Annotated in this window: 4 protein-coding genes; 3 read left to right on the top strand and 1 reads right to left on the bottom strand. The window is 70.9% G+C overall.

Translation table 11 applies throughout. The features are described from left to right. Together CW362_RS42535 and CW362_RS42530 are read left to right on the top strand one after the other, a co-directional pair. On the top strand, positions 1-186 hold a 186-nt coding region (locus CW362_RS42535), incomplete at its 5' end, for an adenosylhomocysteinase (RefSeq protein WP_206301215.1). 100 nt (positions 187-286) lie between these two features. Then, on the top strand, positions 287-943 hold the full coding sequence (locus tag CW362_RS42530; RefSeq protein WP_103554925.1) for a hypothetical protein: 657 nt from the start codon (positions 287-289) through the stop codon (positions 941-943). A 33-nt stretch (positions 944-976) separates the two neighbouring features. On the opposite strand, the gene CW362_RS42525 is transcribed toward CW362_RS42530, so the two are convergent. Further along, positions 977-1,984 carry an RDD family protein gene (locus CW362_RS42525; protein WP_206301228.1) on the bottom strand — a complete coding sequence of 336 codons (1,008 nt, stop codon included), beginning with the start codon at positions 1,982-1,984 and terminating at the stop codon, positions 977-979. Positions 1,985-2,114: 130 nt separating this feature from the next. Between CW362_RS42525 and CW362_RS42520 the strand changes: the two genes are divergently transcribed. Next, positions 2,115-3,122, top strand: a complete 1,008-nt coding sequence (locus CW362_RS42520; protein WP_103554923.1) for a stage II sporulation protein M — start codon at positions 2,115-2,117, stop codon at positions 3,120-3,122. Positions 3,123-3,455 lie beyond the last annotated feature (333 nt).

Genomic DNA, 3,455 nt, shown 5'->3' with positions numbered 1-3,455 from the left:
CTGTTCACCAAGCCCGAGGAGTACCCGACCGACGTCTACGTGCTGCCCAAGCACCTCGACGAGAAGGTCGCCCGCCTCCACCTCGACGCCCTCGGCGTCAAGCTCACGACGCTGCGCCCGGAGCAGGCCGCGTACATCGGTGTCGAGGTCGAGGGCCCCTACAAGTCGGACCACTACCGCTACTGAGCACACCCGCCGAGCAGCGGCACCACCGCTCGGCGTCCGGATGTCAGCAGGCCCTCGCCCTCCCGGCGGGGGCCTGTCCCCGATGAGGACCTGAACGCCCATGCCCCGCGGCCGCTATTCGCTCCATGACCCGCACGATCACACCCCCCTCGCCGACGAACACTTCCACTGCGCGCCCGGCCCCTCCGGCTGGCGCTACGTCTCCCAGCTCACGACCCCGTCCGGCACCGCGCCCGGCGGTCTCCCCGAGCCCGGAGAGCCGACCGTCACCGGCTCCGTCGATCTCGCCCTCGACGATCTCGGCCGCCCCATCCGGCTCGAACTGCACGCCGGGGGCTGGCAGGTCAAGGGCGCCGCCCTCGACGGCGTGACCTGGGTCCGCACCGACCCCACCGGGACCGGGGCGACCGAAGGCAACGTGCCCGCCCACGCCTTCACCGGCGCCTCCCCCGCCTTCCTCGTCGCCACCGCCCGCCTCCTCCGCCTCACCGCTTCCGCCCCCGCCGCGGCGACCCGCGTCCGCCTCGTCGCCTTCACCGACCCGGTCCTCGCCCCACGCACCCTCGACCAGTCCTGGGCCTTGATCGCAAGCGAAACACACGCCACCGACAACGGCCCGCTGACCGTGGACGAATACCAGGTCACAGCACTGGACACCGGGGAACGGCACTCCGTGCACATCGCCGGGGACGTGGTGCTCGCGGCCCCCGGCATCGAACTGGAACACCTCGAATCACCGCCGTCGGTGTTCACCTGACGGAGGGCCGGTCAGGGCCGGCGCCGAGGGCAGCTACGCGGGCGGTGCGAAGCCGGTCGACGGACGCTCCTCCTGGCCGGCCCGCTGGACCGGGTCGGCCGCACCGGCCGGGGGCGGGGACGGCCGAGAGGCGACCGGATGTCCGGCGGGGAACGGCGGGGCGGGGTGAACACCAGGCCCCGGAGGGAAGGGGTGACCGGCAGGAGCGGCCGGCTGGAAGGCGTTGCCGACAGGAACGCCGGACCGGGGGAAGGAATGACCTCCGGGTGCGGGGGAGGCGAAACCGTCCGGGGCGGCACCGAACGTCCGACGGACCTCCCGGGTCTGGCGCTCGTGCACGACGGCCGCCAGATACGCGCCGGCCGGTACGCCCTGCGGCACCGGAGCACCGGTACGAGCGGCGAGATCCGCGGCGAGCCGTTCCGCCATCGCCCCACCGATCTGCGGATCCAGTTGCTGCATCCGCGTCAGGTACTGCCGGATGGCCAGCCACAGCCCGTCCGGCACGGCGGACAGGTCGAGCTCCGCGAACCGCCCCGCCAGCCACGGCGGCGGCGCGGGAACGTACGGCATGCGCCCCACCGGAATCCGCTCCCGCACCACGAGTGTCCCGGCGAACACGTCACCGAGCCGCCGCCCGCGCTCCGACACCAGCGAGGCGATGCACGCGACGATCCCGAACGTCATCAGGATCTCGACCACGCCCACGGCACCGCGCACCAGGGCGTGCCGGAACCGGATCGGCCCGCCGTCGTCCCGCACCACCCGCAGCCCGCACGCCAGTTTTCCCAGGGAGCGGCCGTGGCTGAGTGTCTCCACGGCGATCGGACCGCCGACCAGCACCAGCAGGAAGCTCGCTATCGAGACGGCGATCTGCGCCGCGTCGTCCAGCGCGGCGGTCGCGGCGACCAGACCGATGGTCACGACGACGTAGACCGCCAACGCCACGACCAGGTCGAGCACCACGGCGAGCGCCCGGCTCGGCAGTTTCGCGGGCCGCAGCTCCAGTGCCACGGCCTCACCCGTCACCAGCTCACTCACGCGCGCCGCCCTTCCCCCGACCTGCCCCGACAACCGCCAGTCTGCCAAGCTGAGGGCGCATCGCGCCCCAGTAGGACAAGCTGACATCCACGATGTGCCCCCGATGCGCGGCCGAGGAGCAGGCAAAACGATGGACCTCGACGTCTTCGTCTCCGCCCACCGATCCGAGTGGGACAGACTCGACGCCCTGCTGCGCCGTCAACGCCGTCTGACCGGGGCGGAGGCCGACGAACTCATCACCCTGTACCAGCGCACCGCCACCCACCTCTCGCTGATCCGGTCCAGCGCGCCGGACCCCCAGCTGACCGGACGGCTCAGCCAGTTGGTGGCACGCGCGCGCAGTGCGGTGACAGGCACCCGCCGGGCCTCCTGGCGAGACGTCACGGGGTTCCTGACACGCGGTTTCCCCGCGGCCGTCTACCGCTCCCGCCACTGGTGGGTACCCACGGCACTCCTGTCCACGGCGACAGCCGCCCTCCTCGGGTGGTGGATCGGCGCCCACCCCGAGGTCCAGGCCGCCATCGCCGCTCCCGCTGAACTGCGTTCCCTCACCCGCCCCGGCGGTGAGTACGAGACCTACTACTCCAGCCATCCCGCGACCGCCTTCGCGGCCCAGGTGTGGACGAACAACGCCGAGGCCGCCGCCATGTGCCTGGTACTGGGCGTCTTCCTGGGCCTCCCGGTCCTCTGGATCCTCTTCGAGAACATGCTCAACCTGGGCGTCGGCATCGGCCTGATGTCATCGGCCGGCCGCCTCGACACCTTCCTCGGGCTCGTCCTCCCGCACGGCCTGCTGGAACTGACCGCCGTCTTCGTCGCCGCGGGCACGGGACTGAGACTGGGCTGGACCGTGATCGACCCGGGCCCGCGATCCCGTCGCACGGCTCTCGCGGAAGAGGGGCGCGCCGCGCTGGGCATGGCGATAGGCCTGGCCCTGGTCCTCTTCGTCTCGGGTGCCATCGAAGGCTTCGTCACGCCGTCGAGCCTCCCGACCTGGGCCCGCATCGGCATCGGAATCGCCGCTGAGCTGGCCTTTCTCGCATACGTCTATGTCCTCGGGGGCCGCGCGGCACGCTCCGGCGAGACCGGCGACCTCTCGGCGTCCGAGCGCAGCGACACTCTGCCGACGGCCGCTTGACGTGCGAGTGCCCCGGTTCACCTGCTAGCCTCTCCCTTACCCCAGAAAACCCGTTGACACGGGTCGATCGGGGAGGTAGATTTGAACAGTTGCCTAGAGCTGGACACATCCGGCGGCAGCAGTTAGAGTCTGCTCGCTTCTCAAGTCAATCGACATGTCGATTCGGAAGAAGCCCCTCCCGATGATTCAGAAATGGCCGCCGGTCAATCCGGCCCCCAGATTCTGCTAAAGTCGGAGCCGCTGAAAAGGGAAACGCGAAAGCGCATTGCCTTGGAAGCGCCGAGGAAATCAGGCCCGAAAGGATCTGATAGAGTCGGACTCGCCGGAAAGGGA

Source organism: Streptomyces populi, assembly GCF_002911015.1.
Taxonomy (GTDB): domain Bacteria; phylum Actinomycetota; class Actinomycetes; order Streptomycetales; family Streptomycetaceae; genus Streptomyces; species Streptomyces populi.
This window is presented reverse-complemented; position numbering and strand designations above follow the sequence as displayed.

Coding starts and splice junctions, on each gene's coding strand:
- CW362_RS42530 (WP_103554925.1), top strand. CDS start 287: ATGCCCCGCGGCCGCTATTCGCTCCATGACCCGCACGATCACACCCCC.
- CW362_RS42520 (WP_103554923.1), top strand. CDS start 2,115: ATGGACCTCGACGTCTTCGTCTCCGCCCACCGATCCGAGTGGGACAGA.